General features: G+C 73.7%; 20 protein-coding genes. 15 read left to right on the top strand and 5 right to left on the bottom strand.

Translation table 11 applies throughout. From position 1 onward, the window contains the following. The first annotated feature begins 48 nt into the window (after nt 1–48). Together HCC30_RS08825 and HCC30_RS08820 are read left to right on the top strand one after the other, a co-directional pair. Nucleotides 49–723, top strand: coding sequence for a GPP34 family phosphoprotein (locus HCC30_RS08825; protein ID WP_169441782.1), 675 nt, complete (start codon nt 49–51; stop codon nt 721–723). Nucleotides 724–725: 2 nt separating this feature from the next. Next, nucleotides 726–1,655, top strand: coding sequence for an oxygenase MpaB family protein (locus HCC30_RS08820; RefSeq protein ID WP_169441780.1), 930 nt, complete (start codon nt 726–728; stop codon nt 1,653–1,655). A 215-nt stretch (nt 1,656–1,870) separates the two neighbouring features. Here the strand turns inward: HCC30_RS08820 and HCC30_RS08815 are convergent, their stop codons facing one another. Then, nucleotides 1,871–3,103 (bottom strand): MFS transporter, encoded by a 1,233-nt coding sequence (locus HCC30_RS08815; RefSeq protein ID WP_169441778.1) that lies wholly within the window; start codon nt 3,101–3,103, stop codon nt 1,871–1,873. Nucleotides 3,104–3,427: 324 nt separating this feature from the next. Here HCC30_RS08815 and HCC30_RS08810 point away from each other — a divergent pair, with 324 nt between their 5' ends. From HCC30_RS08810 to HCC30_RS08795, 4 genes are all read left to right on the top strand, one after another. After that, on the top strand, nt 3,428–4,393 hold the full coding sequence (locus HCC30_RS08810; protein WP_169441777.1) for a LysR family transcriptional regulator: 966 nt from the start codon (nt 3,428–3,430) through the stop codon (nt 4,391–4,393). Nucleotides 4,394–4,517: 124 nt separating this feature from the next. Continuing rightward, on the top strand, nt 4,518–5,864 hold the full coding sequence (locus tag HCC30_RS08805; protein ID WP_169441776.1) for a nitrate/nitrite transporter: 1,347 nt from the start codon (nt 4,518–4,520) through the stop codon (nt 5,862–5,864). A 157-nt stretch (nt 5,865–6,021) separates the two neighbouring features. Beyond that, complete coding sequence (locus tag HCC30_RS08800; RefSeq protein WP_169441774.1) at nt 6,022–7,200, top strand: uroporphyrinogen-III synthase; 1,179 nt, start codon at nt 6,022–6,024, stop codon at nt 7,198–7,200. Between the two features lie 184 nt (nt 7,201–7,384). Next, nucleotides 7,385–9,703 (top strand): UvrD-helicase domain-containing protein, encoded by a 2,319-nt coding sequence (locus HCC30_RS08795; protein ID WP_169441772.1) that lies wholly within the window; start codon nt 7,385–7,387, stop codon nt 9,701–9,703. A gap of 291 nt (nt 9,704–9,994) precedes the next feature. Here the strand turns inward: HCC30_RS08795 and HCC30_RS08790 are convergent, their stop codons facing one another. Beyond that, entirely contained in the window at nt 9,995–10,201 is a 207-nt protein-coding gene (locus HCC30_RS08790; RefSeq protein WP_169441771.1) for a cold-shock protein, read from the bottom strand. Between the two features lie 312 nt (nt 10,202–10,513). On the opposite strand from HCC30_RS08790, the gene HCC30_RS08785 reads away from it, so the two are divergent. Both HCC30_RS08785 and HCC30_RS08780 read left to right on the top strand, forming a co-directional pair. Then, the gene (locus tag HCC30_RS08785) at nt 10,514–11,947 is read left to right on the top strand and encodes an NAD-dependent malic enzyme (protein WP_169441769.1); all 1,434 of its coding nucleotides are present in this window, start codon (nt 10,514–10,516) and stop codon (nt 11,945–11,947) included. 483 nt (nt 11,948–12,430) lie between these two features. Next, nucleotides 12,431–12,712 (top strand): HU family DNA-binding protein, encoded by a 282-nt coding sequence (locus HCC30_RS08780; RefSeq protein WP_169441768.1) that lies wholly within the window; start codon nt 12,431–12,433, stop codon nt 12,710–12,712. 154 nt (nt 12,713–12,866) lie between these two features. On the opposite strand, the gene HCC30_RS08775 is transcribed toward HCC30_RS08780, so the two are convergent. Both HCC30_RS08775 and HCC30_RS08770 read right to left on the bottom strand, forming a co-directional pair. Then, the gene (locus HCC30_RS08775) at nt 12,867–13,595 is read right to left on the bottom strand and encodes an HAD family phosphatase (protein ID WP_240979407.1); all 729 of its coding nucleotides are present in this window, start codon (nt 13,593–13,595) and stop codon (nt 12,867–12,869) included. A 62-nt stretch (nt 13,596–13,657) separates the two neighbouring features. Beyond that, nucleotides 13,658–14,398 (bottom strand): GntR family transcriptional regulator, encoded by a 741-nt coding sequence (locus tag HCC30_RS08770; RefSeq protein WP_169441766.1) that lies wholly within the window; start codon nt 14,396–14,398, stop codon nt 13,658–13,660. Nucleotides 14,399–14,666: 268 nt separating this feature from the next. Between HCC30_RS08770 and HCC30_RS08765 the strand changes: the two genes are divergently transcribed. The 5 genes from HCC30_RS08765 to HCC30_RS08745 all read left to right on the top strand — a co-directional run bounded on the left by HCC30_RS08765 (nt 14,667) and on the right by HCC30_RS08745 (nt 19,839). After that, nucleotides 14,667–15,815, top strand: coding sequence for an extracellular solute-binding protein (locus HCC30_RS08765; RefSeq protein WP_169441764.1), 1,149 nt, complete (start codon nt 14,667–14,669; stop codon nt 15,813–15,815). Nucleotides 15,816–15,880: 65 nt separating this feature from the next. Beyond that, the gene (locus HCC30_RS08760; RefSeq protein WP_169441763.1) at nt 15,881–16,810 is read left to right on the top strand and encodes an ABC transporter permease subunit; all 930 of its coding nucleotides are present in this window, start codon (nt 15,881–15,883) and stop codon (nt 16,808–16,810) included. Then, nucleotides 16,798–17,673 (top strand): ABC transporter permease subunit, encoded by an 876-nt coding sequence (locus HCC30_RS08755; RefSeq protein ID WP_169441761.1) that lies wholly within the window; start codon nt 16,798–16,800, stop codon nt 17,671–17,673. Before HCC30_RS08760 ends, HCC30_RS08755 begins: the two co-directional genes overlap by 13 nt. Continuing rightward, nucleotides 17,670–18,857, top strand: coding sequence for an ABC transporter ATP-binding protein (locus tag HCC30_RS08750; RefSeq protein WP_169441760.1), 1,188 nt, complete (start codon nt 17,670–17,672; stop codon nt 18,855–18,857). Before HCC30_RS08755 ends, HCC30_RS08750 begins: the two co-directional genes overlap by 4 nt. Nucleotides 18,858–18,861: 4 nt before the next feature. After that, entirely contained in the window at nt 18,862–19,839 is a 978-nt protein-coding gene (locus HCC30_RS08745; RefSeq protein ID WP_169441759.1) for an endonuclease/exonuclease/phosphatase family protein, read from the top strand. 59 nt (nt 19,840–19,898) lie between these two features. Here the strand turns inward: HCC30_RS08745 and murA are convergent, their stop codons facing one another. Beyond that, nucleotides 19,899–21,233 carry a UDP-N-acetylglucosamine 1-carboxyvinyltransferase gene (gene murA / locus HCC30_RS08740; protein ID WP_169441758.1) on the bottom strand — a complete coding sequence of 445 codons (1,335 nt, stop codon included), beginning with the start codon at nt 21,231–21,233 and terminating at the stop codon, nt 19,899–19,901. 428 nt (nt 21,234–21,661) lie between these two features. Between murA and HCC30_RS08735 the strand changes: the two genes are divergently transcribed. Together HCC30_RS08735 and HCC30_RS08730 are read left to right on the top strand one after the other, a co-directional pair. Next, a complete protein-coding gene (locus tag HCC30_RS08735; protein WP_169441756.1) occupies nt 21,662–22,357 on the top strand; it encodes a YqgE/AlgH family protein in 696 nt (231 codons plus the stop codon). 11 nt (nt 22,358–22,368) lie between these two features. Next, entirely contained in the window at nt 22,369–22,671 is a 303-nt protein-coding gene (locus tag HCC30_RS08730) for a DUF3039 domain-containing protein (RefSeq protein ID WP_169441755.1), read from the top strand. The last annotated feature ends 69 nt before the right edge of the window (nt 22,672–22,740 follow it).

Raw genomic sequence — 22,740 nt, 5'->3', positions numbered from 1 at the left:
CGTGTTCCCGGCCTTTCCCGGCCTCAACGCCCGTGCTGTGATGGACGGATGCACGACGGACGCGACCACCCGGGCCTGCTCGGCACCCTGCCCTGCGCGCTGTATCTCCTCGCCTGCGACATCGAGAAGGAGAAACTCACCAAGCGGGACGTGATCGGTCACGTCCTGCGTGCCGCGGTGCTCATCGAGCTCGGTGAGCGCGGCTGCCTGCGGGACGACCGCGGACGGGCGGCCGTGGTGGCCGGCCGGGGCGCGGGGGAGCCGTTCCTCGACCTGGCGCTGGGGCGGCTCGCGGCGCGGCGGCGGTCGATGCGCTGGAAGACACTGGTGACCGTGGACCGCAAGGAGACCGTGCAGGCCGTCGAGGCCGCGCTCGTCGAGGCCGGGGCCGTGCTCGTCGAGCCGCGGCCGTGGCGCTCGCGGCGGGTCGTCGTACGGGAGCCGCTGCGGGTGATGGAGCTGCGGTCGACGGTGCTGGAGACGCTGCGCAGCGGTGTTCCGGCCGGGCGGGTCGGGACGCGGGAGGCGGCGCTGGTCGCGCTGTCCGCCGCGGGCGAGCTGCCCGCCGTCCTCTCGGGGCGGGAACGGCGGCAGCACAAGGCGCGGATCAAGGAGCTGACGGAGCGCGCCGGTGCGGCCGCGCCCGCGCTGCGGAAGGCGATCCGCGACATGCAACACGTGGCCGGAGCGTTGGCGGGCGGAGCGGCGGGAGGCGGGACGTAGCCATGACGGGACGCGGCGACGGTGCGGACGCGGAGGCCCGGGGTGAACGGGCCCGTGCCGTCGAGCCGTTGGGGCCCGACTCGCTGACCTGGAAGTACTTCGGGGACTGGCGCGGGGTGCTGCTGGCGCCGTGGGCGGGGGCGATGCAGAACATGCACCCGGGCCTGGGCGCGGGGGTCGCGGAGCACTCGCGGTTCTTCGAGGAACGCTGGGAGCGGCTGTTCCGCTCGCTGTACCCGATCGGCGGCGTGGTCTACGACGGCCCGCGCGCGGCCCGTACGGCCCGGGAGGTGCGCGGGTACCACGACGGGATCAAGGGCGTCGACGAGCACGGGCGCCCGTACCACGCGCTCGATCCGGACACCTTCTACTGGGCGCACGCCACCTTCTTCATGCTGACCGTGCTCGTCGCCGACCGGTTCGGGCCCGGGCTGGACGAGGCGGAGAAGCGGCGGCTGTTCGAGGAGCACGTGCGGTGGTGGCGGCTGTACGGGATGAGCATGCGCCCGGTGCCCGGCAGCTGGGACGAGTTCCGCGCGTACTGGGACCGGATGGCGTCCGAGGTGCTGGAGGACAACCGGCCCACCCGCGAGATCCTCGACATCCGCGGCATCGCCAAGCCGCCGGTGCTGCGCCGGCTGCCGGACGTGGTGTGGCGGCTGGTGCGGGTGCCGCTGGCGCGGTTCACGGTCTGGTACACCGTCGGCCTGTTCCCGCCCGCCGTGCGGGAACGGCTCGGGTACGGGTGGACGGCGCGGGACGAGCGGCTGCTGCGGTGCTTCGGGCGGCTGGTCCACCACGCGTGGAAGCTGGTGCCGGCTGGGCGGCGCTTCCATCCGCGGGCGCGGGCGGGGTGGGAACGGGGGTGCTCCGCGGGGGTTGCTCCGGTGACTTCGCCTTCGCGGAACTTGCGGTCTTCTCGGGGGAGTTGAGGGGGGCTGTGGGTGGCTCTCGGGTGCGGGTGCTTCGGGGGTCGGGTCTTTGCGCAGTTCCCCGCGCCCCTTTTTCGCGCAGTTCCCCGCGCCCCTTATCGCGGGCCCGCCCCGCTTGGGAGGTCTGCGCCAGAGGCGCAGGGCTGGCAAGCGCAGCGCCTAGCCCCGGCGCGGGGTGCTCCATGCCGCCCCGTACGCGCAGTTCCCCGCGTCCCTTATGGGCGCGTCCGCGTGGTCGTGAGGGCGAATGTCAGGAGGGCCGCGGTGGTGGGGAGGGTGAACGGCCAGGGGGTGGGGGTGTGTTCGGAGGCCCAGCCGCCGGCCGCGGCGCCGATGGCGATGCCGCCGAGGAGGGCGGTGACGGCGAGGGTCATGCCCTCGGTGAGGCGGGCGGGCGGGACGTGCTGTTGGAGCAGCGTCATGCCGGTGACCATCGTCGGCGCGGTGGCCATCCCGGCGACGAGCAGCGCCGCGGCCAGCAGCGGCAGGCTGTGGCTGTGCGCGGCGAGCAGGGGCAGGAGCAGCAGGACCGCCATGGCGCCCACGCAGCGGCGCATCCGGCGGGGGAGCGGCCCGCGCGGGCGCAGCGCCCCGAACGCCAGCCCCGCGACGGCCGATCCGGCGGCCTGGCAGGCGAGGACGAGTCCGCCCGCGGCCCGGTGGCCCTGCCCGTCCGCGTAGGCGAGGGTGACGACCTCCATCGAGCCGAAGACCATGCCCGTGCCGAGGAAGGTGAGGAGCAGCGGCGGCACCCCGCGGACGCGCAGCGGCGCCGGGGACGGGGTCGCGCGCGCGGGGGAGACGGGCGGTTCGGTGCGGCGCTGGGCGGTGAGCAGCAGGGTGCCGCCGAGGAGCAGGGCCGCGCCGGTGAGGGTGCCCAGTTCGGGGCGTACGGCCGTGCACAGGAACGCGGCGAGGACGGGGCCCGCCATGAAGCACAGTTCGTCGGCGGCCTGTTCGAAGGAGTTGGCGGTGTGCCGCGCGGCGGGGTCGGCGCGCCACAGGTGTGCCCAGCGGGCCCGTGACATGCCGCCGGTGTTGGGCATCGTGGCGGTCGCGGCGTACGCGGCGAACAGGGTCCACGGGGGCGCCCCGTGGTGCACGCACAGGGCGAGCGCGACGGCGCCCGCGGTGGCGAGCGCGGCGGCCGGTACGGCGACGCGGGCCTGCCCGTGCCGGTCGGTCAGCCGGGCGACGAGCGGGGCGACGACGGCGGTGACGGCCAGCCCCGTCGCGGTCACCGCCCCGGCGAGGGCGTACGAGCCGTAGCCGCCCGCGATCATGATGACGGCGGCGACGGAGAACATGCCGCTGGGGAGCCGGGCCGTCAGGCTGCCGGCGGTGAAGGCGACGGTGCCGGGGGCGGAGAACAGGTGCCGGTACGGGGCGAGGGGTGTGCGTCGGCACCAACTCTTGGTCTGCGCAGGCGAGTTCGGTTGCTCGGGCATACGGGGCAGCCTTCCGGCGGCTGTCCGGGCACGTCCAACACCTGTTCGGCACCATTCACACGGGCCGGTTGTGAGTGCGGCCCCGCCAGGGGTGCGGGGAACTGCGCGACCGGCCACGGCGTACGGGGTGGCCCGGTGAAGGCAGTTGTGCACCCCGCGCGGGGGTGGGCGCGCTTGCCAGCCCTGCGCCTACGGCGCAGTTCTCCCAAGCGGGGCGGGCCCGCGACAAGGGGCGCGGGGAACTGCGCAAAAAGCCCCAGCCGCGAAGCACCCGCACTCCGAGAACCCGGCGCACCCCGCGAAGCCCCCCGATACCCTCCCCCCATGTCCGGTGATCTGGAGCCGCGGCTGCTCCGCGCCTTCTGCGCCGTCGCGGACGAGCTGCACTTCACGCGTGCCGCCGCCCGCCTGCTCGTCGCGCAGCAGGCGCTCAGCCGCGACGTCCGGCGGCTCGAACACCGCCTGGGCGCCCCGCTGTTCGTGCGGACGACGCGGCAGGTCGAGCTGACGGCCGAGGGGCAGCGGCTGCTGCCGTACGCGCGCCGGGTGCTGGCCGCGCACGACGAGCTGGCCGCCGCGCTCTCCCCCGGGGAGCGGCCGCTGACCGTCGACGTCGCCGCACCGGTGAGCACCGGCGGGCTGGTGCTGGAGGAGGCCCGGAGGGCCGCGCCCGCGACGGAGTTCGTGGCCAGGTTCCACAGCGGGCTGACCGGCGCGGCGGCCGAGATCGCCGCGGGCACGCTGGACGTGTCCACGGGCCGGGTCGCGGGACTGCGTCCCGAAGTCCTGGACGAGCTGGGCCACTTGCTCGTCCGGTACGAGCGGGTGGCGGTGCTGCTGCCGGAGCGGCACCGGCTCGCGGCCCGGCCCGAGGTCCCGCTCGCCGAGCTGGCCGGCGAGGTGCTGTACGCGGGCGCCGGGAACGGGGCGACGGCCGAGTGGACGGACTTCGCGCGGGCCCTGTTCGCGGGGCGCGGCATCGAGGTGGCGCCGCCGTTCCCCCGGATCGAGGGGGAGACGGAGTTCGCGCGGGTGGTGCGGGCGCGGGGCTGGTCGGTGCTGGCGAGCGAGGTGTTCATCGGCGTGCCCGGCATGGTGCTGCGTCCGCTCACCGCCCCGGTGCCGCTGGCCCCGGTGTCCCTGGTGTGGCGCCGCGGGCTGCGGCACCCCGGCCTGGACGCGCTCCGCGAGGCCGCGCGCACGCTCTCCGCGCGCCACAACTGGACGTCCGCACCGCCCGGTTGCTGGCTCCCGCCCGCCGACGCGGCCCTGCTCCCGCGTACGGGCTGAGCGGCTCACCCGCGGCGGCCGGCCCGGGTGAGCGGAGGGTTTCGCCGGTGTCATCTCGCGGCACGGGGGCGAAACGCGGCCTGCCTAGCGTCGGCGCCCGAGACCCGAGTGCCGTGGAGGCGTCATGACCGCAGTGCCCGCACCCCCGTCCCTGTCCGAGCCGCCCGCGCGCCGGGGCGGCCGGTGGATCGAGCACTGGGACCCGGAGGACCCGGTGTTCTGGCGCGAGGGCGGCGAACGGATCGCCCGGCGGAACCTGTGGCTGTCCGTCCTCGCCGAGCACGTCGGCTTCTCGGTGTGGACGCTCTGGTCGGTGATGGTGCTGTTCATGGGCCCGGAGTACGGGGTCGACCCGGCCGGGAAGTTCTTCCTGATCTCGGCGGCGACGCTGGTCGGCGCGCTGGTCCGGGTCCCGTACACCTTCGCCGTCGCCCGCTTCGGCGGCCGCAACTGGACGGTGGTCAGCGCCTCCTTGCTGCTGCTGCCCGCGCTCCTCGCCTGGCTGGTGATGGAGCCGGGCACGCCGTACGCGGCCTTCCTCGCGGTGGCGTTGCTGACCGGGCTCGGCGGCGGCAACTTCGCCTCCTCGATGACCAACATCAACGCGTTCTTCCCGCTCCGGCACAAGGGCTGGGCGCTCGGGCTGAACGCGGGCGGCGGCAATCTCGGCGTCCCCGTCGTGCAGTTGCTCGGGCTCGCCGTCATCGCGTGGGCCGGGGCCGGGCACCCGCGGCTGGTGCTCGGTGTCTACCTGCCGCTGATCGTGCTCGCGGCCGTGCTGTGCGCGTTCCGGATGGACAACCTGGCCACCGTGCGGGGCGACACCGGCGCGGCACGGGAGGCCGCGGCCGACCGGCACACCTGGATCATGGCGCTGCTCTACACCGGCACGTTCGGCTCGTTCATCGGCTACGGCTTCGCGTTCGGGCTGGTGCTCCAGACCCAGTTCGGGCGGACGCCGCTCCAGGCGGCCTCGCTCACCTTCCTCGGTCCGCTGCTCGGCTCGCTGACCAGGCCGCTCGGCGGTCGGCTGGCCGACCGGTGGGGCGGAGCGCGCATCACGCTGGCCACGTTCCTCGCCATGGCGGCGGCCACCCTGGTGGCCGTGGCCGCCTCGCTGAGCCTCTCGCTGCCCGCGTTCCTGGCCGCGTTCACCGCGCTGTTCGTGCTCAGCGGCCTCGGCAACGGCTCCACGTACAAGATGATCCCGGGCATCTTCGACGCGCGGGCCCGCGCGGCCGGGCTGACCGGCGAGGCCGCCGCGGCCCGCGCCCGTCGGCTCTCCGGCGCCGCGATGGGCCTCACCGGCGCGGTCGGCGCGCTGGGCGGCCTGGCCATCAACCTCGCCTTCCGCCAGTCCTTCGCGACGCTGGGCAGCGGGACGGCGGCGTACGTCACCTTCCTCGCGTTCTACGCGGTGTGCTCCGCGGTGACCTGGGCGGTGTACGTCCGTCCCGGTGCGCGGAGCTGAGGCGCCCGGCGCGCGCGGGGGCGCGTAACATCCGGGAAACCCCGGAAGACCAGGGCCGACACGCGGACGCGGCACACTCGCCCCAGGGCCCCGAGGGCCTCACCGCCCGGCCGGCCCCGGGCGGACGAACGGCGACAGAAAGCGGCGACGGACAGCGATGCGGCACGCAGCGGACGACACCCCGGCACCGGAACAGGCGACGGACGGGCGCCCGCCCGGGAGGGCCGGGACGGGCGTCCCGCCGCTGTCCGGCTTCACCGTCGGCGTCACCGCGGCGCGGCGGGCCGAGGAGCTGGGGGCGCTGCTGGAGCGGCGCGGCGCCGAGGTCGTGCACGCGCCCGCGCTGCGCATCGTCCCGCTCGCCGACGACAGCGAACTGCTGGACGCGACCCGGGAGTTGACGTCCCGTCCGCCGGACATCGCGGTCGCCACCACGGCGATCGGCTTCCGCGGCTGGATCGAGGCGGCCGAGGGCTGGGGACTGGGCGAGGAGCTGCTGGCCCGCCTCGGCGAGGTCGAACTCCTCGCCCGCGGGCCCAAGGTGCGCGGCGCGATCCGCGCGGCCGGGCTGCGGGAGCGGTGGTCACCGGCGTCCGAGTCGATGGCCGAGGTGCTGGAGCGGCTGCTGGAGCGCGGCGTCGACGGGCTGCGCGTCGCCGTCCAGCTGCACGGGGAGCCGCTGCCCGGCTTCACCGAGTCGCTGCGCGCCGCCGGCGCCGAGGTGCTGGGCATCCCCGTCTACCGGTGGATGCCGCCCGAGGACCTCACCCCCGTCGACCGGCTGATCGACGCCACCGTGGCCCGCACCCTCGACGCCGTCACCTTCACCAGCGCCCCCGCCGCCGCCTCCCTGCTGCGCCGCGCCGGGGAACGCGGGCTGCGCGAGGAGCTGCTGGCGGCGCTGCGCGGGGACGTCCTGGCGGCCTGCGTCGGCCCCGTCACCGCGGTCCCGCTGGAGGCGGAGGACGTGCCGGTGGCGCACCCCGAACGGTTCCGGCTGGGCCCGCTCGTCCAACTGCTATGCACCGAACTCCCGGGCAGGACGCGCGCGTTGGACGTCGCGGGCCACCGGCTGGAGATCCGCGGGCACGCCGCGCTGGTGGACGGCGAGCTGCGCCCGGTGCCGCCCGCCGGGATGGCCCTGCTGCGGGCCCTCGCGCGCCGCCCCGGCCACGTCGTCTCCCGCGCCGACCTGCTGCGCGCCCTCCCCGGCACGGGCAGCGACGAGCACGCCGTCGAGTCCGCGATGACCCGCCTCCGCGCGGCCCTCGGTACCCCCCGCCTCATCCACACCGTCGTCAAACGCGGCTACCGCCTGGCGTACGACCCGGGGTGAGCCGGCTGCGGAAGGGGCGCGGGGAACTGCGCGACCGGCCACCACGCACCCGCGGACCGCGACGCGGGAGCAGGGACACCCCCGGTTCCGGACCGGGCTCGCGGCGTCCTCCCCGCGCCCCTTTCGGGCGCGTTGTCGCGTACGCTGGACGGCTGCCCTAAGCAAGCAGAAGGGGGCCGCGGCGTTGGGAGCGCAGCACGACAGTGTCCGGGAGCGGGAGATCCGCGGGGAGCAGGCGCACCTCGACGACGTGTACCGGCGGCTCGAGGAGAAGATCGACGAGGCGGGCTCGCTGATGCGGGACGCCGACCGGGGCGCGCAGGTCGGCACCCCGGGCGCCCTCGCCGAGCGGGACGCGCAGGTGTTCCGCGCCGGGGTCCACCTGAACCGGCTGAACAGCGAGTTCGAGGACTTCCTCTTCGGCCGGATCGACCTGCTCGACGGCAAGACCGGCGAACGCGGCCCGGACGGCGCCTGCACCTCCGTCGAACCGGCCGACGGCGCCGTCCGCGCGGACGGCACGGCCGACATCGGCGAGACCCTGCACATCGGCCGCATCGGCGTGATGGACGCCGACTACGCGCCGCTGGTGATCGACTGGCGGGCCCCCGCCGCCGCGCCGTTCTACCGCGCGACGCCGCTCGCCCCCGGCCGCGTCGTCCGCCGCCGGGTGATCCGCAGCAAGGGCCGCCGGGTGCTGAGCGTGGAGGACGACCTGCTGCGCCCGGAGGTCACGGCGCGTTCGGGCGGCGCGAGCCTGCCCGTCGTCGGCGACGGCGCGCTGATGGCGGCGCTCGGGCAGGCGCGCGGGCACACGATGCGGGACATCGTCGCGTCCATCCAGGCCGAGCAGGACCTCGTGATCCGCGCCCCCGCGAACTCCGTCACCGAGGTCGAGGGCGGCCCCGGCACGGGCAAGACCGCCGTCGCGCTGCACCGCGCCGCGTACCTGCTCTACCAGGACAGACGCAGGTACGCGGGCGGCATCCTGATCGTCAGCCCGACGCCGCTGCTCGTCTCGTACACCGAGGGCGTGCTGCCGTCCCTCGGCGAGGAGGGGCAGGTCGCCATCCGCGCGCTCGGCTCCCTCGTCGACGGCGAACAGGCGGGCGCCCCGGCCCCCGGCGAGGACGGCGACGCGTACGACGCGCAGAGCACGGCCCGGGTCAAGGGCTCGGCGCGGATGGCGAAGGTGCTGCGCAAGGCCGCGCGCGGCGCGCTCGAACTGGGCGAGGTGCCGGACCAGTTGCGGGTCGTCGCCTTCGGCGCCCGGATCGAGCTGGACGCGGACGCGCTCACCCGCGTCCGCCGCCAGGTGCTGGGCGGCACCGCGCCGGTCAACCTGATGCGCCCCCGCGCCCGCAGGCTGCTGCTGGACGCGCTGTGGGACCGCTCGGGCGCGCGCAGCCGCTACACGGACCCGGAGCTGGCGGCCGAGGCTCGGGCCGCGTTCGACGAGGACATCACCACGGAGGACGACTTCACCGCCTTCCTCGACGCCTGGTGGCCCGAGCTGACCCCGCGCGGGGTGCTGGCCGCGATGGCCGACGAGAAGCGGCTCGGCCGCTGGTCGCGGCGGGTGCTGAAGCCGGGCGAGGTGCGCGAGGTGGCACGTTCGCTGCGCCGCCTGGACGCCGCGGGCCGGGGCCCGGTGTCCGTGCACGACGTGGCCCTCCTGGACGAGCTCCAGCAGCTCCTGGGCACCCCGGCCCGCCCGAAGAAGCGCGAGGCCGACCCGCTGGACCTGCTCACCGGCCTGGAGGAGCTGACCACGGCCGCCGACCGCGACCCCACGGCCCGCCGCGAGCGCGCCGAGCGGCAGGCGGAGGAGCGGCGGGACTACGCGCACGTCATCGTCGACGAGGCGCAGGACCTGACGCCGATGCAGTGGCGGATGGTCGGCCGGCGCGGCCGCCAGGCCACCTGGACGGTCGTCGGCGACCCGGCGCAGAGCTCCTGGTCCGACCCGGACGAGGCGGCCGAGGCCCGCTCCGAGGCCCTGGGCAGCCGCCCCCGCCGCCGCTTCGAACTGACCGTCAACTACCGCAATCCCGCCGAGATCGCGGAGCTCGCCGACCGGGTGCTCGCGCTGGCCATGCCGGGCACCGAGCCGCCGGAGGCGGTGCGTTCCACGGGTCTGGAGCCCCGGTTCGTCAGCGTCGGGGAGGACCTGGGGGCCACCACCCGCGCCGAGGCCGGGCGGCTGCTGGAGGAGGTGGACGGCACCATCGGCGTCGTCGTCCCGATGGGCAGGCGCGCGCAGGCGCGGGAGTGGCTGGCCGGTCTCGGCGACCGCGTCGTCCCGCTCGGCAGCCTGGAGGCCAAGGGCCTGGAGTACGACGCGACGGTGGTGGTCTCGCCCGCCGAGATCGCCGACGAGTCCCCGGCGGGCCTGCGCGTGCTGTACGTGGCGCTGACCCGGGCCACCCAGCGGCTGACCGTCCTGGCGGGAGAGAAGGACCTGCCGGACGAGGACGGCGTCCCCGACCTGCTGCGGGACTGACGGCGCCCGCGCCGGGAGGGGCCAACTCCCGTGCCCCGCAAGCCCGTCGGCCTCCCGGCCGCCGTGCGGGGCGGTGGGGAGGCCGACGGGAAGAGCTGCGGGGCGTGGCCGGAGCGGGAGGTGGCCGGGCGGGATTCGCGTTCCCGGGTGCTTTGTTAGCCTGGGGGTGGCACCGGCCCGATCCATGCCCCCGGGCCCAACCATTGTCGCTACGAGCGACCACTTGCCGCGAGGCGAGCTGGCGGGTCGGTGTCACTCACAGCGTTCCCGAAGGGGTCCGCGTCCGGCGTTTCAGCCGACGACGCGGACCCCTTCGGCCTGTGGTCCCTTCCTGCCCTGCGCGATCTCGAACTCGACGCGCTGGGTGTCCTCGAGGGTGCGGAATCCCTCGCCGTTGATCGAGCTGTAGTGCACGAAGACGTCGGGGCCGCCGTCCTCCTGCGCGATGAATCCGTACCCCTTCTCCGCGTTGAACCACTTGACCGTGCCCTGAGCCATTGCCGGATCTCCCGTGAGTACCTGTGCGCCGAGACAGCGCTGGTGAGCGATTGCGGGGCGATCCTAGGCCGGTTCGGGCGGTTTTCTACAGATTGAGGTGTGGTGCCGCATATCTCGGGAAGCTGCGGGGGTTCCGCTCCGGCGCACCCCTCCGTATTGTGGAAACGAAATTCCGCAAAGGGAGGCGGGTTACCGCGTACCCACGGGTAGGTGGGACGATCTGTTGACGTCCCCCGCCCGGTGCCGCACACCCTGCGGCCTCACGGGCGGGCGCGGCACAACGCGACAAGGGAAAGCAGAGGGAAGTCGGCAATGAGCTCGGCGCCAAGCGTCTCGTACTCGATGACTGTCCGCCTGGAGGTTCCGGCGGGCGGTACCGCGGTCAGTCAGATCACCACGGTCGTGGAGTCATCGGGGGGTTCGGTCACCGGCCTCGACGTCACCGCCTCGGGGCACGAGCGTCTCCGGATCGACGTCACCATCGCCGCCTCGTCCACGGCGCACGCGGACGAGATCGTCGCCGAACTGCGCGGCATCGAGGGCGTGGAGCTCGGCAAGGTCTCCGACCGTACGTTCCTGATGCACCTCGGCGGCAAGATCGAGATGTCGTCGAAGCACCCCATCCGCAACCGTGACGACCTCTCCATGGTCTACACCCCGGGCGTCGCCCGCGTCTGCACGCAGATCGCGGAGAACCCCGAGGACGCGCGGCGGCTGACGATCAAGCGGAACAGCGTCGCCGTCGTCACGGACGGCTCGGCCGTGCTCGGCCTCGGCAACATCGGCCCGCAGGCCGCGCTGCCGGTGATGGAGGGCAAGGCCGCCCTCTTCAAGCGCTTCGCCGGGATCGACGCCTGGCCGATCTGCCTGGACACCCAGGACACCGACTCCATCGTCGAGATCGTCCGCGCCCTGGCCCCCGGCTTCGCCGGGATCAACCTGGAGGACATCTCCGCGCCCCGCTGCTTCGAGATCGAGGCCCGGCTGCGCGAGGCGGTCGACATCCCCGTCTTCCACGACGACCAGCACGGCACGGCCATCGTCGTGCTCTCCGCGCTCTACAACGCGCTGCGCGTGGTGGAGAAGGACATCGGCGACATCCGCGTCGTCATGTCCGGCGCGGGCGCGGCCGGTACGGCCATCCTCAAGCTGCTGCTGGCCGCCGGCGTGAAGCACGCCGTCGTCGCCGACATCCACGGCGTCGTGCACGCGGGCCGCGAGGACCTCGTCGGCGCCGAGGAAGGCACCGCGCTGCGCTGGATCGCCGACAACACCAACCCCGAAGGCATCACCGGCACCCTCAAGGAGGCCGTCGTCGGCTCGGACGTCTTCATCGGCGTCTCGGCCCCGAACGTGCTGGACGGCGACGACGTCTCGCGGATGGCCGACGGCGCCATCGTCTTCGCGCTCGCCAACCCCGACCCCGAGGTCGACCCCGCGGTGGCCCGCGAGACGGCGACGGTCGTCGCCACCGGCCGCTCGGACTTCCCGAACCAGATCAACAACGTGCTGGTCTTCCCCGGCGTCTTCCGCGGCCTGCTGGACGCGCAGTCGCGCACCGTCAACGACGAGATGATGCTCGCCGCCGCCCGCGCGCTCGCCGACGTGGTGCTCAGCGACGAGCTGAACGCGAACTACATCGTCCCCAGCGTGTTCAACGAGAAGGTCTCCGGCGCGGTCGCCGGTGCCGTCCGGGACGCGGCCCGCGCCGCCTCCGGCGAGAAGGACCAGGCCGAGCGCTCCTGACCCGCACGACGGGCCCACGACCTCGTCCGGCGAGGTCCGTGGCCCGCGGTCCGTTCCGTACGAGCCCCGCGCAGCGTCTGTGCGGGGCTCGTACGGAGTTTTGCGTGCGGGGCGGCGGGGAGTCGCCCCGGCCCGCTTCCGTGCCGTACCAGCCCCGTACAGGGCGCCGCGAACGGCGCGTCGCGGTCTGCGGCACCCTGCGCGCCCCCGTAGGGTTGCGCAGCAGACAAAGCCTCTGGAATGTCACGACAACGAGCCACTGGCGCTTTTCGTGTGACTCCGCCGCTGTCGGAAGGGTGCCGGATTGGCTTTCGCGCCGCTGGTAGGGGCAGGATGCCTCCTTGAGGACTCCGTCCGAGGGGATTCCCCACGGGGCGCGAGGGTCTAAAGCAGACCCGGGTCCGGGGACTGTCCGAGGGCCCTGGCAGCATCGGCTTCGATCTCACGCCTCATTTGGCAAGAAGAACACGGGAGTAACGAGTTATGAACCGCAGTGAGCTGGTGGCCGCTCTGTCCGAGCGCGCCGAGGTGACCCGCAAGGACGCCGACGCCGTTCTGGCCGCCCTCGCCGACACCATTGGCGAGGTCGTTTCCAAGGGCGATGAGAAGGTCACCATTCCCGGCTTCCTCACCTTCGAGCGCACCCACCGTGCCGCTCGCACCGCCCGCAACCCGCAGACCGGCGACCCGATCGAGATCCCGGCCGGGTACAGCGTGAAGGTTTCGGCGGGCTCCAAGCTCAAGGAAGCCGCGAAGGGCAAGTAAGCGTCCGCGGGCGGCCAGGCCGCTTCGCGTACGCGAACGCTGCGGTGAGGCAGCGCACTTGAGGGGCGGCCTCCCGGTCTGATCCGGGAGGCCGCCCCTTGTGCTGTCCGGGGGCATCTCCGGGCGCGCGGACTGCCGTCCGTTCAGCGGGAGTTCACCCGCGGGCTGAGCGGGGCGGCCCGGTGAGGGTGACGTCCTCCAGTGAGCGCGCGAAGTGGACGCGGGGGTCCGCGGCGATGCCGGGGACGGTCGGCACGGCCAGGACGTGGCAGCCGGCGGCCAGTGCGGCGGCGGCGCCGGTGGGGGTGTCCTCCACGGCGAGGCAGTCCTCCGTGGCGGCGCCGAGGGCGCGGGCCGCCGCCGCGTACGGGTCGGGGTGCGGTTTGTCGCGTCCGGACTCGCCGGAGGCCACGGAGTGGTCGAAGCGGTGGCTGCCGAGGGTGGCGCTCAGCACCAGGTCGGCGACGGGGCGTTCGGACGCGGTGACGAGGGCCACGGGGACGCCCAGTTCGCGGGCGTGGTCGAGCAGCCGCAGGGCGCCGGGCCGGAGGGTGACGCCGGCGGTGATGCGGGCGGTGAAGTCGCGGTCCAGGCGGTCGGCGAGGGCGGCGGTCTCCGTCTCGGACAGGGCGAGGAGCGTGCCCAGGCGGTCGGCGGCGTCGCGGAGGGTGAGCCCGGCGAAGGGGAGGACGTCCGGCTCGTCGGCGGGGGCGCCGTGGGCGGCCAGCAGGCCGGCGATGCCGGCGAGCCAGTCGCGTTCGGTGTCGACGAGGGTGCCGTCCATGTCGCACAGGAGGGCTGCGGGGCGCGGGAGTCGGGCCGGTGCCGCGGGGGCGGTGGCGACGGCGGCGGGGGTGTCGCGGGGCGGGGGGACGGGGGGCATGCGGGTCTCGCTGTTCGTGTGGAGCGGGGGCCGGGCGGGGTGCCGGGCCGGGGGTGGAGGGGTCAGCCCGCGGTGCGGACCAGGGGGTTGGTCTGCGTGGAGTTGCGGACGGTGAAGGCGACCGAGCCGGGGCGGTAGCGGTCGTCGGAGGTCTCGACGGGGCGGCCGTCGGCGGTCGTGGTGGTGCGGCGTACGCGGAGCAGGGGGCTGCCGCGGCGGACGGCGAGGTGCTGGGCGTCCTCGGTGCCGGCGGCGACGGCGTCGATGTGATGCTCGCCATGCGCGAAGACGAGCCCGGTGTCGTCGTACAGCCGCTGGGTCACCGACTCGCAGTCGTCCGGGAGGGAGGCGACGGCCGTGCCGATCCAGCCGGCGTAGGCGGTGCGCTCCAGCAGGACGGGGTCGCCGTCGAGGGTGCGCAGCCGGAGCACGCGGAGGACGGGGGCTTCGGGTTCGAGGTGGAGGTGTGCGGCCTCGTCGCCGCGTGCGGTGTCCCAGGCCGTCCTCAAGACGGTGCCGCCCGCGCGGTGTCCGCTGGAGCGGGCCCACTGCGCGAAGCTGCGGAGTTCGGTGAAGCTCTGGCTGGGCGCGGAGGAGAGCACCGTGCGGCGGGCTCCCTGGCGGGAGCCGACGAGGCCCTCGGTGACCAGCGCGGCGACCGCCTGGCGCACGGTGCCGCGGGACGCGCCGTACTCGGCGGCGAGTTCGGCCTCCGACGGCAGGGCCGAGCCCACGGGGTAGCCGCCGTCGGTGATGGCGCGGCGGAGTGCGTCGGCGATGTGCCGGTGCCGGCTGCTGGTCACTGTGCTCCTCGTCTGGGGTGCTCGAACGGTGTGCTCCGATCATGCCACCTGTGCACAGCCGTACGCATCCTCACGCGCGCGGGATATGCGTCTAACCGGTTCTCGGCGTCTTAAACCAGATCCACGAAAACGGATCTGACCTGCACTTTTTTGTTCATCTGCCAGCCATCCCGAGACGTTGCCCCGATCCCGGAGGAGGGCTAACCTGCCCGCTGACTGACAACACTTGTTCATACAGGTGGACGAGCGAGGACTCAGGATTCATCACATGCAGACACCCCGTCCGCGCCGCGCCCGCACCGCGGTGGCCGCGGCCACGACAGCCGTCGCCCTCACCGTGGGACTCACCGGCTGCGGGAAGGCGCCCAGCGTCGGAGACAGCGAGGCGGCGAAGGCGCGGTCGGCGGCGGACCTCGGCGGCATGGACGCGCTGGTCCGGGCCGCGCGGCAGGAGGGCCGGCTCAACGTCTACGCGCTCGCCCCGACCTGGGCGAACTACGGCGAGATGATCACGGCCTTCGAGAAGAAGTACGGGATCACCGTGCACAACGAGAACCCGGGCGGCAGCAGCCAGTTGGCGCTCAGCGCGGCCGAGAAGCGGATCGGCCAGAACCGTGCCGTGGACGCCCTCGACCTCGGCTCGGCGTTCATGCAGTCCGCTTCGCTCAAGGAACTCCTCGCCCCGTACAAGGTGCGCGACTGGGAGGGCATCCCGGCCGCGCAGAAGGAGCGCGACGGCAGCTTCGCCAACAACTACGGCGGCTACGTGTCGATCGGCTGCGACGCCTCCGCCGTACGGCACTGCCCGCGCACGTTCCAGGACCTGCTGAAGCCGGAGTACCGCAACAAGGTGGCGCTCAACGGCAATCCGAACGACTCCAGTTCGGCCTTCGCCGCCGTCCTCGCCGCGTCCCTGGCGAACGGCGGCTCCTTCGACGACCCGCAGGCCGGCCTCGACTACTTCGCGAAGCTGCGGAAGAAGGGCAACTACGTGCCCGTCGAGTCCTCCCCGTCGACCATCCAGAAGGGCGAGACGCCCATCTCGATCGACTGGGACTACCTCAACCTCGGCTACAGCGACACCCTGAAGTCCAAGGGCGTCGACTGGAAGGTCGCGGTGCCCGAGGACGGCCAGTACTCCGAGTACTACAACCAGGCCGTCAACCGGTACGCGCCGCACCCCGCGGCGGCCCGGCTCTGGCTGGAGTTCGTCTACAGCGACGAGGGCCAGAACATCTGGCTCAAGGGCTACTCGCGCCCGGCCCGCCTGGAACAGATGGAACGCGAGAAGACGGCCGACTCCGCCGCCGCGCGGAAGCTGCCCGCCGTCGAGGGCGAGCCCAGGTTCCCCACGCAGAAGCAGCAGAACGCCGCCAAGAAGGCCATCGCCGACGGCTGGGGACAGGCCGTCGGCTAGCGGCGCCGTACCCGCCGCCTCCCGGGCCCGCCCGGTTCCCCCGCCCCCGACAGAAACCCCCGCCGATGAGTGCACTCACCCCCGAGCGGTCCGCAGCACCGCCCACCCGACATCCCGCCGGACCGGAACCGGCCGCCCGCCCCGGGCGGCGCGCGGCCCGCCGCCAACGCTGGCCCGCCGTCGTCCCCTTCTTCGCCTTCCTGGCCCTCTGCTTCGGGCTCCCGGCGGGCACCATGGTGTACGGGGCCCTCACCGTCACCGACCCGGACACCGGACGCAGCCACTTCGGGCTGACCAACATCGGCGACTCGCTCCAGGGCGCCTACGCCGACGGGCTCGCCGGAAGCCTCCGGCTCTCCCTGCTGGGCGCGGTGCTGGCCACCGTCCTCGGGACGCTCGTCGCGCAGGCCGTGGTCTCCTCCGGGCGGCCCGCGCTGCGCAAGCTCGTCGTCTCCGCCTCCGGCGTCTTCGCCAACTTCAGCGGTGCGCCGCTCGCCTTCGCGTTCATCGCGACGCTCGGCACCAGCGGCACCCTGACCCGCCTGTTCGAGCTCCAGCGCGCCGGGTTCAGCCTCTACACCTTCACCGGACTCGTCCTGGCCTACCTGTACTTCCTCGTCCCGCTGATGGTGGTCACCGTGCTGCCCGCGCTGGACGGGCTGCGCACCCAGTGGCAGGAGGCGGCCGCGTCCTGCGGCGCCACCCGCGGCCAGTACTGGCGGCACGTGGGCGTGCCCGTGCTGCTGCCCTCGCTGCTGGGCGGCGCGGTGCTGCTGTTCGGCACCGCCTTCGCCTCACACGCCACGGCGGCGGTGATGGTGGGCAGTTCGGTGCAGCTGATCACCGTGCAGATCGCCAACACCCTCGCCGGAAACGTCATCGTCGGCCAGGAGAACCTGGCGCTGGCGATGAGCCTCAACATGGTCGTCATCGCGCTGCTGGTGATGGCCGTACAGATCCCGCTGCAGCGCAGGAGCGCCCGATGGCTCGGCTGAACACCCAGGCGGCCCCGGCGGCTCCGGGCGCGCGCCTTCCCTCCGGGCGGGGCCTGGTGCTGCTGCTCGCGGGGCTGTACTTCCTGGTGCCGGTGGCGGCCACGCTCTGGTTCACCGTGGACGACGGCACCGGCGGCGTGGACCTCGGCGCCTACACCGAGGGGCTGGTCTCCCCGGCGCTGGGCCGCAGCCTGCTGCTGTCCGTCGGGCTCGGGCTGTGCACCGTGCTGCTGACGCTGCTGCTGCTCGTGCCCGCCGTGGTCGTGGTCTCGCTGCACCTGCCGCGGCTGCGCGGAATCGTCCAACTGCTGTGCATGACACCGCTGGTGGTGCCGCCCATCGCGCTCGTCGCGGGAGTGTCGACGGTGCTGTCCTGGGCGCCGATGCTCGCGGACACCTACTTCTTCCAGACCTTCATGGTGCTCCAGAACCAGGACTTCCCGCTGATCCTGGTGTTCGTCTACACCGTGATGTCGCTGCCGTTCATGTACCGCGCGCTGGACGCCGGTATCCGCGGCGTCGACCTGCGCACCCTCGTCGAGTCCAGCCGCAGCCTGGGGGCCGGACGGCTGGCGACGCTCGCCCGCGTCGTCGTGCCCAACCTGCGCTCCGCGCTGATCAGCGGCTCCGTGCTGAGCCTGGCGATGGTGCTCGGCGAGTACACCGTCGCGTCCGTCCTGGGCTTTTCGACCTTCCCCGTGTGGATGGTCGAGGCCAACGACAGCGGGGACGGGCAGCTCTCCGGCGCCGCCGCCATGCTGAGCCTGCTCTTCACCTGGGGGCTGCTGCTCCTGCTCACCGCCCTCGCGGGCGCCCGCACGTCCCGCCGCAGCCGTACCCGCAACCGGAGGAACCCCGCATGACCCCCGCACCCGCGACCACCCCCGAACCCGGCACCCGGGAACCGGCGGACCCCGCGACGGGCCCCGGCACCGCGACGGCCCCGCGCGGCGGCGTGCCCGTACGGCTGCGCGGCCTGCGCCGGGCCTTCGCCGGGACGACCGCGCTGGACGGGCTCGACCTGGACATCGAGCCCGGTGAACTCGTCGCGCTGCTCGGCCCGTCGGGCTGCGGGAAGACCACCGCGCTGCGCATCATCGCCGGGTTCGAGAGCACCGACGCGGGCGAACTGAGCATGGACGGCGAGGAGCTCACCTCCGTACCGGCCAACCGCCGGGACATCGGCATGGTCTTCCAGTCCTACAGCCTCTTCCCGAACATGACGGCGGCCGAGAACGTCGCGTACGGCCTGCGGGTACGGAAGGTCGGCGCGGCCGAGCGCCGGGAGCGGGCCGCCGAACTCCTGGACCTCGTCGGGCTCCCGGGCCGCGCCGAGCACTACCCGCACCAGCTCTCCGGCGGCCAGCAGCAGCGCGTCGCGCTCGCCCGCGCGCTGGCCGTACGCCCGCGCGTGCTGCTGCTGGACGAGCCGCTGTCCGCGCTGGACGCCAAGGTGCGGCTCCAGCTGCGCGAGGAGATCCGGCGGATTCAGCTGGAGCTGGGCATCACCACCGTCTTCGTCACGCACGACCAGGAGGAGGCGCTGTCGATGGCCGACCGCGTCGCCGTGATGAAGGACGGCAGGCTCGAACAGTGCGCCGCCCCGGCCGAGTTGTACGAGCGGCCCGCGACGCCGTTCGTCGCCGAGTTCGTCGGCACGATGAACCGGCTGCCCGGCACCGTCCGCGAGGACGGCACCGTCGCGCTGTTCGGCCGCGCCCTGCCGGTGCACGGCGAGGTGCCCGCGGCGGGCACCGAGGTCGACGTGCTGCTGCGGCCGGAGAGCCTGAGCGTGGGGGCGGCGGACGGCGCGGAGACGGCGGGGGAGGAGGTCACGGTGCGGGTGGCGACCTTCCTCGGGGCCACCACCCGGCTGCATCTCGCGGCCGCCTCGGGTGCCGAGTTCAAGGCCGACCTGCCCAGCCGGGAGGCCGCCGCGCTCGCGCCCGGCGCCCGCTGCGTCATCACCCCGCACGACCACCCGGTACTCGTCCAGCCCCGTACGGGGCCGGCGGGTGCCACGTCCGCACCGACCGGCAAGGAGTGACCTGATGAGCAGTACGCGGCACACCGTCCTCGGCACGGCCGCCGTTCTCGTCCTGGCGGCGAGCACGGTTTCGGCCACCTCCGCCTCGGCCGCGCCCGAGCGGCAACCACGGGGAGCGGCGGGCGAGTTGACGGTGATGAGCCTCAACACCTGGCACGCGGGAGGCCAGGTCGAGGACGGCGTCACCAAGCTGGCCCGGGTGGTGGAGGAGCAGGACGCCGACATCGTCGGGCTCCAGGAGTCCACGCGGGAGGCGACCGAGGCGCTGGCCGAGAAGCTGGGCTGGCACCACTACCAGCCGGCCGCCGACCGCGGGTTCGTCAGCCGCTTCCCCGTCACCGGCGGGAAGACGCAGCTGGAGGGCGCGGTGGGCGCGCGGGTGCGGATCGACGAGAAGACCGGCCAGGAGGTCGAGTTCTACTCCGCGCACCTCGGCTACACCCCGTACGGACCGTACGACGCCTGCTTCGACGGGATGAGCGTCGAGCGGATCATGGAACGGGAGAAGGAGTCGGGGCGTACGCCGCAGGCGCAGGAGATCGCCAGGGAGCTGGCACCGAAGGTCGAACGGGCGGACCGGACGCCGGTGTTGCTCGTCGGGGACTTCAACACCCCGTCGCACCTGGACTGGAAGCAGGGCAAGCGGGACGCCGGCTGCGCGTACGACAAGCCGGTGGAGTGGCCCGCGACCAAGGCCGTCGAGGACGCCGGGCTGAAGGACTCCTTCCGCGAGGCGCACCCCGACCCGGCGGCCGAGCCCGGCCACACCTGGTCGCCCGTCGCGCCCGAGAAGAACGCGGACTACGGGGGCCGGGCCGAGCCGCAGGACCGGATCGACTTCGTCGACTACGCGGGCTCGAAGCTGACGGTGAAGGACTCGCGGGCCGTGGTGACGGGCGACCCGGCGCGGATGCCGGACCACGCGTCCAACTCCTGGCCGACGGACCACGCGGCCGTCGTCACGACGTTCGCCGTGAAGTAGCGCGATTCCCCGCGCCCCTTCACGGGGCGCGGGGAATCGCGCGAACACCCGGGACGGCGTCAGGCCGAAGGCCGTTCCACCTTCGCGCCGAGGGAGGCGAGCTTCTCCATGAAGTTCTCGTAGCCCCGGTTGATCAGGTCGATGCCGTGCACCCGCGAGGTGCCCTGGGCCGCGAGGGCGGCGATCAGGTACGAGAAACCGCCGCGCAGGTCGGGGATGACCAGATCGGCGCCCTGGAGCTTGGTCGGGCCCGAAACCACCGCGGAGTGCAGGAAGTTGCGCTGCCCGAAGCGGCAGGCGGAGCCGCCGAGGCACTCGCGGTAGAGCTGGATGTGCGCGCCCATCTGGTTCAGCGCCTCGGTGAAGCCGAGCCGCGACTCGTACACCGTCTCGTGGACGATGGACAGCCCCGTGCCCTGGGTGAGGGCGACGACCAGCGGCTGCTGCCAGTCCGTCTGGAAGCCGGGGTGGACGTCGGTCTCCAGCGCGATGGACTTGAGCGGCCCGCCGGGGTGCCAGAACCGTATGCCCTCGTCGAGGATCTCGAAGGCGCCGCCGACCTTCCGGAAGGTGTTGAGGAAGGTCATCATCGACTTCTGCTGCGCGCCGTGGACGAAGACCTCGCCCTCGGTGGCGAGCGCGGCGCTGGCCCAGGACGCGGCCTCCAGCCGGTCCGGGAGCGCGCGGTGGGTGTAGCCGCCGAGCTTGTCGACACCGGTGATCCGGATCGTCCGGTCGGTGTCCACCGAGATGATCGCGCCCATCTTCTGCAGGACGCAGATGAGGTCCTCGATCTCGGGCTCGACCGCGGCGTTGGAGAGCTCGGTCACCCCCTCGGCGAGGACCGCCGTCAGCAGCACCTGCTCGGTGGAGCCGACGGACGGGTACGGCAGCCGGATCTTGGTGCCGCGCAGCCGCTGCGGGGCCTCCAGGTACTGGCCGTCGGCGCGCTTCTCGATCGTCGCGCCGAACTGCCGCAGCACGTCGAAGTGGAAGTCCACGGGCCGGCCGCCGATGTCGCAGCCGCCCAGGCCCGGGATGAAGGCGTGGCCGAGGCGGTGCAGCAGCGGTCCGCAGAAGAGGATCGGGATGCGCGAGGAGCCGGCGTGCGCGTCGATGTCCGCGACGTTGGCGCTCTCGACGTGCGAGGGGTCGAGGACGAGTTCCCCGGGTTCGTCTCCGGCGCGGACGGTCGTGCCGTGCAGCTGCAGCAGCCCGCGGACGACCCGGACATCGCGGATGTCGGGCACGTTGCGCAGTCGGCTGGGCTCGCTGCCGAGCAGCGCCGCGACCATGGCCTTCGGCACAAGGTTCTTCGCACCGCGGACACGGATCTCGCCCTTCAGCGGTGTGCCGCCGTGGACAAGGAGTACGTCGTCAGTCGAGACGGTCATGGAGCTCCGCGTTCCTGGAGACGGGGTGGGACAAAAGGTAATCGTAATGGCCGCCGGCCCTTGTGGGGTAAGGCCGGAGGCCACCTCCTCGCTCCGTGACGCGGTGGAGTCACGCGGTGCGGTCGGCCCGGGACGCCGGGCGCCACGCACTGTTCCCGTGAGGTCCCGGAGGGTCACCTTCCGGAGCGGAACAGGCCGTTCTCCGGGGCCTGTTGTGGCCGGGAACACCGCGGGCGCGGGAACCGCCGGGGCGCCGGCCGCGTCGGGCGGCGGCCACCTGGCGAAGAGCGCGGGAGACGAGTCTCACGCCGCCGCCCGCCGGTTCCCGAGGCGGCCGGGGCCGGAAACCGTCCCCCGCGGGGAAACCGGCGGGGCCGGATTCCGGTCGTCCGGTGCCGCTGAGGCCGTGGTTGCGGGATCATTGCGGCATGACCGAGGCGTCCCCGCTGGCCGGTCGGCTGCTCGTCGCCACACCCGTGCTGTCCGACCCGAACTTCCACCGTTCCGTAGTGCTGCTCCTCGACCACGACGACGAGGGCTCGCTGGGCGTGATCCTCAACCGGCCGACGCCGGTGGACGTCGGCGACATCCTGGAGCCGTGGGCCGCGTTCACCGGTGAGCCGGGCGTCGTCTTCCAGGGCGGGCCGGTCTCGCTGGACGCCGCGCTCGGCGTGGCCGTCGTCCCCGCGGCGCACGGCGCGACCGCGTCCGGTGAGCGCACGGCCACCGCGGGCGCCCCGGACGGCGACGCGGGTGAGGTGCCGCACGGCGGCGCGGCGGAGGAGCCGGCGCCGGGGCCCGCGGGTCCGGGTGACGAGAGCGACAGCGACGGGCCGCTGGGCTGGCGCCGGGTGTACGGCGCGATCGGGCTGGTGGACCTGGAGGCGCCGCCCGAGCTGCTGGCCGCGGAGCTGGGCTCGCTGCGCATCTTCGCCGGGTACGCGGGCTGGGGTCCGGGGCAGTTGGCGAAGGAGCTGGCCGAGGGCGCCTGGTACGTCGTGGAGTCCGAGCCGGGGGACGTCTCCTCGCCCGCGCCGGAGGGGCTGTGGCGGTCCGTGCTGCGGCGTCAACGTGGTGAACTCGCGATGGTGGCCACGTACCCGGACGATCCTTCGCTGAATTAGGCTTGGTTCGTATGAGCACTCCTCTTGAGCCCGAGCGCGGAGCCAGCACCGACACCCTCGTCGAGCCCACCCCGCAGACCTCGCACGGTGACGGCGACCACGAGCGGTTCGCGCACTACGTCCAGAAGGACAAGATCATGGCGAGCGCCATGGACGGCACCCCCGTCGTCGCGCTCTGCGGCAAGGTCTGGGTCCCCGGGCGTGACCCGAAGAAGTACCCGGTGTGCCCCATGTGCAAGGAGATCTTCGAGACCATGGGTGCCGACGGCGGCAAGGGCGGCAAGGACGGAAAGGGCGGCGACGGCAAGAAGTAGCCGCAGCCCCACCGCACCACCTGTTTCCGGCCGCCCCCCGGCGGCCCCGCCATCGGGCTCACACGGCGC

This window comes from Streptomyces sp. HNM0574, assembly GCF_012726235.1.
Classification (GTDB): Bacteria; Actinomycetota; Actinomycetes; order Streptomycetales; family Streptomycetaceae; genus Streptomyces.
This window is presented reverse-complemented; position numbering and strand designations above follow the sequence as displayed.